The sequence below is a fragment of the Dysgonomonas sp. Shenzhen-Wh21 genome (assembly GCF_043392705.1).
Taxonomy (GTDB): Bacteria; Bacteroidota; Bacteroidia; order Bacteroidales; family Dysgonomonadaceae; genus Dysgonomonas.
In genome coordinates, this window is sequence record NZ_JAIXHZ010000202.1 from 1 (window position 1) to 7,081 (window position 7,081).

At 35.8% G+C, this 7,081-nt stretch carries 6 protein-coding genes; 3 read left to right on the forward strand and 3 right to left on the reverse strand.

Features of this window, described 5'->3' with window-relative positions; genetic code table 11:
- The 3 genes from LDB17_RS13815 to LDB17_RS13825 form a co-directional block, all read left to right on the forward strand.
- On the forward strand, positions 1–1,206 hold a 1,206-nt coding region (locus tag LDB17_RS13815; RefSeq protein WP_393925090.1), incomplete at its 5' end, for a dihydrolipoamide acetyltransferase family protein.
- Positions 1,207–1,231: 25 nt separating this feature from the next.
- Entirely contained in the window at positions 1,232–3,262 is a 2,031-nt protein-coding gene (locus LDB17_RS13820) for a thiamine pyrophosphate-dependent enzyme (RefSeq protein ID WP_252637539.1), read from the forward strand.
- 24 nt (positions 3,263–3,286) lie between these two features.
- The gene (locus LDB17_RS13825; protein WP_252637537.1) at positions 3,287–3,793 is read left to right on the forward strand and encodes a flavodoxin; all 507 of its coding nucleotides are present in this window, start codon (positions 3,287–3,289) and stop codon (positions 3,791–3,793) included.
- Between the two features lie 232 nt (positions 3,794–4,025).
- Here the strand turns inward: LDB17_RS13825 and LDB17_RS13830 are convergent, their stop codons facing one another.
- The 3 genes from LDB17_RS13830 to LDB17_RS13840 are packed head-to-tail and all read right to left on the reverse strand — an operon-like array spanning position 4,026 to position 6,956.
- Positions 4,026–5,768, reverse strand: a complete 1,743-nt coding sequence (locus LDB17_RS13830) for a DUF4365 domain-containing protein (RefSeq protein WP_252637536.1) — start codon at positions 5,766–5,768, stop codon at positions 4,026–4,028.
- A gap of 1 nt (position 5,769) precedes the next feature.
- Positions 5,770–6,435, reverse strand: a complete 666-nt coding sequence (locus tag LDB17_RS13835) for a hypothetical protein (RefSeq protein ID WP_252637534.1) — start codon at positions 6,433–6,435, stop codon at positions 5,770–5,772.
- 26 nt (positions 6,436–6,461) lie between these two features.
- A complete protein-coding gene (locus tag LDB17_RS13840) occupies positions 6,462–6,956 on the reverse strand; it encodes a HEPN domain-containing protein (RefSeq protein WP_252637532.1) in 495 nt (164 codons plus the stop codon).
- Positions 6,957–7,081 lie beyond the last annotated feature (125 nt).

Here is a 7,081-nt window from a genome sequence, read left to right on the forward strand (position 1 = left end):
GTCAGTGCGGAAATTCCATCTCCTGTATCAGGGAAAATTCTTGAAATATTATTCAAAGAAGGAGATACAGTATCTGTAGGTACTGTTGTAGCTATCGTTGAACTGGAAGGTGAAGAAGGCGAAGAAGAACCAAGTACTGAAGCTGCAAAACAAGAAGAACCGACACCGGCTCCTGCTCCTGCACCAGCTAAGGCTGAAGAAAAAGCAACTCCGACCGCACCTGCGAAAGTATCGGAAGAAAAAGTAAGTAAAGGCACAGCAGACAGATGGTATTCTCCTGTTGTTCTACAGAAAGCAAAAGACGCGGGAATCAGTCAAAGTGAGCTTGATACTGTACCCGGAACAGGTTACGAAGGACGCCTCAGCAAACGTGATATTGAGCTATACATCGACAATAAGAAAAAAGGAGTATCAACAACACCGGCACCGGCTGCAAAAACGTCTACACCTGCAGCTCCGTCACCATCACAAGAAAGTGCACCAAAGGCAGCGCCTGTACAAGTTGCAGATGGGGATCAGGTGATTCCGATGGATGCCATACGTCGTATTATAGCCGACCGAATGGTTGCTTCTAAAAAGATATCTCCGCATGTTACCAATGTGATAGAAGTAGACGTAACCAAACTAGTAAACTGGCGTGAACAAAACAAAGATACCTTCAAGAAACGCGAAGGTGTAAGCCTTACATATATGTCACCGATAGTTGAAGCAACAGCAAAAGCATTGAAGGATTTCCCTCGCATCAACTCCTCTGTGGACGGGTATAACATTATAGAGAAAAAACGCATCAACATCGGTGTTGCTGTTTCTCTGAATGATGGAAACCTGATTGTTCCCGTAATAAAAGATGCGGATAAATTAAGCTTAAGCGGTTTGGCTGTAGCGGTGAATAATATGGCAAACAAGGCTCGCGCCAATAAATTGTTGCCGGATGAAATTCAAGGAGGAACATTCACCATTACCAACTTTGGTTCATTCAAGAGTTTGTTTGGTACTCCGATTATCAACCAACCCGAAGTAGCAATACTTGGTGTAGGCATCATTGAGAAGAAACCTGTAGTAGTAGAAACGCCCGAAGGGGATGTTATCGCTATCAGACACAAGATGTACCTTTCATTATCGTACGACCACCGTGTGGTAGACGGTATGCTGGGAGGAAACTTCTTGTACCGCATAGCTGAATATTTGGAAAACTGGAATGCCTAACCTAACTCAAAACAGAAAAACAGATATGAAAAAATATGATATAAAAACAACAGATAAAGAAACTCTAAAAAACTGGTATCACCTGATGACATTAGGACGGGCTATCGACGAAAAAGCCCCGGCCTATTTGCTACAATCTCTCGGATGGTCGTACCATGCTCCTTATGCAGGACACGATGGAATCCAGCTTGCAGTGGGGCAGGCCTTTACTAAAGGAGAAGATTTCATGTTCCCTTATTATCGTGATATGCTAACCGTTCTTTCAGCAGGTCTTACTGCAGAAGAACTGATACTGAACGGTATTTCGAAAGCAACTGATCCGGCTAGTGGCGGACGTCACATGTCGAACCACTTTGCCAAACCTGAATGGCACATAGAGAACGTATCTTCTGCCACAGGTAATCACGATTTACATGCTGTAGGAGTAGCCCGCGCCATAAAATATTATGAGAAAAAAGGTGTCGCTATCACGTCACACGGAGAATCTGCCATGTCGGAAGGCTATGTCTTTGAAGCGATAAACGGAGCATCGAAAGAAGAACTGCCTGTAATATTTGTCATACAGGATAACGGTTATGGTATATCAGTTCCTAAAAAAGATCAGACAGCAAACAGAAAAGCCGTAGATAATTATTCAGGGATAAAAAACCTGAGAATAATGTATTGCAACGGTAAGGATGTTTTCGACTCGATGAATGCAATGGCCGAAGCTCGCGAATATGCTATTGCAAATCAGAAGCCGGTATTGATGCACGCCAATTGCGTACGCATCGGCTCACACTCCAACTCGGATAAGCATACTCTGTATCGTGATGAAAACGAATTGAAATATGTAAAAGAAGCCGATCCTTTACATAAATTCCGTCGGATGCTGTTACGCTACAAACGCTTTACGGAAGAAGAATTGCAAGCCATAGAAGCCGAAGTAAAGAAAGAAGTGAGTGCCGCGAATAAAAAGGCTTTAGCTGCACCCGATCCCGACCCTAAATCTATTTTCGATTTCGTTATACCGGAACCATATAAACCTGAAAAGTATGTGGATGGAACTCATAATGAAGAGGGCGAAAAGAAAAATCTGGTAACGGCTATTAACGAAACACTCAAAGCTGAGTTTAGACACAATCCCGACACTTTCTTGTGGGGGCAGGATGTGGCAAACAAAGACAAAGGGGGAGTGTTCAACGTTTCGAAAGGTATGCAACAAGAGTTTGGAGAAAAACGTATTTTCAACGCTCCTATTGCAGAAGACTTTATCGTGGGAACAGCAAACGGTATGAGCCGTTTCGACCCGAAGATACGAGTTGTTATAGAAGGTGCTGAGTTTGCCGATTATTTTTGGCCGGCAATGGAGCAATTTGTAGAATGTACCCACGATTACTGGCGCAGCAACGGTCAGTTTTCACCGAATATCACTTTACGACTAGCATCGGGTGGATATATCGGAGGCGGAATATACCACTCTCAAAATATTGAAGCGGCATTGGCTACATTGCCGGGATGCAGAATCGTTTATCCTTCTTTCGCAGACGATGCAGCAGGTCTGTTGCGTACCAGCTTACGTTCGGAAGGATTAACCGTATTTCTAGAGCCAAAAGCTTTATACAACTCTGTAGATGCAGCAACAGTTATTCCTGACGATTTTGAAGTACCTTTTGGAAAGGCTCGTGTTCGCCGTCCCGGAAAGGATCTAAGCCTTTTCACTTATGGAAACACAACACTACTCAGCCTCTCTGTGGCAGAGCGTTTGGCTAAAGAAGATTGGGATGTCGAAGTAATCGACTTACGATCTTTGGTTCCATTGGATAAAGAGACTATCTTCGAATCGGTAAAGAAAACAAGTAAAGCACTTATTGTACATGAAGACAAAGTGTTTGCAGGTCTTGGAGGAGAAATTGCAGCGATAATTGGTTCAGAAATGTTCCAGTATCTGGATGCGCCGGTACAACGTGTAGGTTCTACTTTCACGCCTGTAGGCTTCAATCCGATACTAGAAAAAGCTGTACTTCCGAATGTGGATAAAATCTACGAAGCTGCTAAAAAATTACTTGAATTTTAAATAACAAAAAACACTATATATGCAATGAAGAAAATAGGATTGTTTTACGGAACAACTACAACCAAGACAGCCTCTATTGCTAAAAAGATAAAAGAGGCTTTTGGTAGTGACCTAGTTGACCTTGTCTCAGTTGAAGATGCATGGAAAAAGGATTTTGAAAGTTATGACAATATTATTGTAGGAGTAGCAACATGGTTTGATGGAGAGCTACCCAATCATTGGGATGAAGTAAGACCTGAACTAGAAGCTTTGAATATGAAGGGCAAGAAAGTTGCCATTTTTGGACTAGGAGATCAGGTGAAGTACCCGGAAAACTTTGTTGACGGAATAGGTATTTTGGCTGAGACATTCGAGTCTGTTGGAGCTAAAATAGTTGGCTTTACATCTATCGAGGGTTATGATTTTGAAATGTCACGAGCCATTCGAGATCACAAATTCGTTGGATTAGCCATAGATAAAGAAAACCAGTCGAAACTGACAAACGATCGGATAAAAAGCTGGGTAGAACAACTGAAAAAAGAATTTGATTAAACAGCAAATTGCTTTATTATAAGAAAGGAACTTAATCGTTTTAGGATAAATAGCGATTAAGTTCTTTTTATATCCTGATATATAACCGAGAGAAAGAAAAAGTAAAAAAGGAAGATTTCTTGAAATAACCGTGAGGCTATGGCCTTGATAGTTTATTCTTGATTATAATTTTGTATGGAAGATGAAAAAATATTCTGACTATATATCAAAAGTTATATCTATATCTCCCAAATTATATTCTCCGTCGGGCGATATCATTCATTATTCGACAATCAGGTTTTAAGTAATTATCAAATTTCTTTGCAAGAAAACGATAGAGTTGTTTATGTATTGAAAAATAATTATTTATACAATGTATATCTTCAAATTGTGTATACTCCAATTTATATGAATTTTGATTATATACATAATTATACTTAAATTGATCTATATCTTTATTTTTTGACCGTTCTGTAAAATAATCTTGATATAGTTGATGTTCAAAGTTTTTTGTAAATAATAATTGTGGTGTTGACAACTTTCCATCTTGTCTTTTGAAATAGTCAATTTCTATTGCTGATTTATCTCCATCTGTCCTAAATATGACAAACATCAAATCAATATCGTCCCAAAATGTTATTTTAGATTGAAGAGAAGGAAATGCAAAGTACATATATGCTTCAAAAAGAGCAGGAAGATAAGAAAAAACTGTTTCTGTTTTTGAACACAGATAATTTATCGAACTTTCCTTATCTCTATAGGATGGTTTTGAAGGGTATAAACGTTCTATATTTTGGAATCCATTGTTTAACAAATAATCAATACAATAATAGGTCGTTGTAATATCGTTTGACCTGACGCCAGCGGAATATATTTGCAAGTCTCTTTTACTTATTTTATTTTCATATTTATTTTCAATAAATTCTTTCATAATTAGAAGATTTACTGAATCATTATAATCAATTTTCCAATTTCTATATTCTTCTTCCAAAGTATCATAAATACATTCAATTGCTATTTCAGGAGAAAGAAAGATAAGCTTTTTATTTTCTAATAAGTCTTTTATTTTTTTATTTATATCATGCATTACTATATCTGGCTTTCCTGTCCAGATTTCATTCTTATTATCACGAAAAGCTGTGTATATCCAACTTCTATCAAGATAATCTAAATTTAATTTAGAAATTTCAGAAAGGTCAACCTTCTTGATAAATAAATCACTTTTTCCCCATATTATCTTATAAATACAATATGATAATGTGGTTTCTGTAAATTCATCTATAGCAATTCCAAATTTCCAAACATTCGGGAAATAGAAACGTTTTAGTATTTTGTAATCTCCATCAAAAAGCTGATTATATCTATCAATAAATTTTTGAATACTTACAATATATTTATTGTCAAAAGCTGATAAATCAGAATTAGTTAAATATTTATTAATTTGTGTGATTTTCTCATTAAATTTTTCAATATTATCATCTTCAATAAAAATAGCATTGTTCTTTATATTAAAATGAGATTTCCAGATAGCAAGACACTCCTCAATATTATCATAACTAACATATTCATTATCATTAAAATGAATTGTCACCTCTTTCTGTTCATACTTCAGATTCAAGCTGTCGATAAATTTTTGAGATAAATATTTCCAATATGCTTTATTCGTAGAATTATCCACAACAAAAAGTATAATGCAACTTATACGATTCTTTAAAGCATAATAGATGAACTTAGTGTCACATGAATATTTTGCTTGCCCTTTTGATTTTTTTAGATTATAGGTTTTTATTTGAGCCTCTAAACGTGCATCAAAGCGTCTGTTATTTAGTATTGTAAAAGAACCATCTATATCGGGCTTTTTATCTCTTTTTTCAAAATTTGTTGCTATATCCTCTCTATTAAATAGTAGTTCAAGCCAAAGAACACTCGTGTTTTCAGCTAAATCATTATTTGTTTGATATATTGCAAGGTTTGAATTAGATATTTCATTACACATATCAAATGAAATTTACAACATTGGTTTCTATTTTTTGCTTTTGACCTCTATTATTTTCCAAATTTATTTCTTGATATATAAGAAAAGACATTACATAATCATGTATTTTTCCATACCAACAACGACCTTCCTTCTCACTATATTTAGTTCCATATAATTCATCGTTACAAATCATATGGTATTGGCTTGTTGCTTGTGTTATTTTATTATTGTGAATAGGTATAATTAATATCTCTCTTCCTTTATCATCTCCCCATTCTTCTTCGAAAGTTCCCAATCTTTTTTGAAGATTATCAAAACTTGTCCATGTATAGAATATTACACTAATAGGATAATCTTCTGTATTTACATCAACATACTCAGGTACATTTGATAAATCAGAATAAATTATATCAGGTAATAGTAATAAGCCCGTTATTTCATCCGAATCCTGTAGCATGACTTTTGCCTTAAGAAAGTTTGGTGTTTCTAAAAGTTGCTCATGGATTACTTTTGATATACAATCTATTTTTATGTTCCCATAAAAAAATGCACGTAAACTTTTCATTATATCAGTAATGCCGTCAACTTCATAACCAGAACTTCCTAAGAAGCTATAAATTTTATCTGTTAAATGGTTATTCTCAATACATTCTAATATTGGGAAATCATTTTTATTTATTTTCATATAATTCTTAGAATAGTATAACTAATTCACTCCATCTCCCCATACTCTCTAATCTTCTCTTCACAAATATGCTTAGTAATATCCCTAAGCAATTCCACTTTCGGAACAAGGGCGTCAATATCCTCTTTAGTTACTACAAAATCAGGATCATAGCGTCCATTCACATAAGCTGCCTTAATAAGTTCGAATAAACGCTTTTCTTCGGGTGTGTCCTGTGGAAAGACTTTTATAAATTCGTTGGAATATTTCTTTACGGAATTCAGTAATTTTGTAAGATTATGCTGTTTAGGATTTTCTAAAGTAAAGACTAACCGAATAGCATAAATATAGTTTTCACAAGCTTGATGCAAATTGAACGAAGACATTTTATAATTACTTCTATTGTATGAATCATTAGCAAGATTTACAAATTCATCAGCATTATCAAGCTTATCATTGAAATACTCCTGAGCCTGTTGCTTTATTTCTTCAAAGCTGAGTTTTCTTCTTCGTGCTAACTTATGTTTTCCACTATCATACAATACAACTGGAAAATCCAGTGTTAATTGCCCCCTTTTGCCAGTCTAAATTGACCCTCTTTTCCAAAATACGTTTAACCCCTTACGCCAAAATAAAAATGTCCCCTGCTGGAATGTAACCCAACAGG

What these genes read in the sequence shown, in the direction of transcription:
- LDB17_RS13820 (WP_252637539.1), top strand. Translation starts at nt 1,232, where the DNA reads ATGAAAAAATATGATATAAAAACAACAGATAAAGAAACTCTAAAAAAC.
- LDB17_RS13825 (WP_252637537.1), top strand. Translation starts at nt 3,287, where the DNA reads ATGAAGAAAATAGGATTGTTTTACGGAACAACTACAACCAAGACAGCC.
- LDB17_RS13830 (WP_252637536.1), bottom strand. Translation starts at nt 5,768, where the DNA reads ATGTGTAATGAAATATCTAATTCAAACCTTGCAATATATCAAACAAAT.
- LDB17_RS13835 (WP_252637534.1), bottom strand. Translation starts at nt 6,435, where the DNA reads ATGAAAATAAATAAAAATGATTTCCCAATATTAGAATGTATTGAGAAT.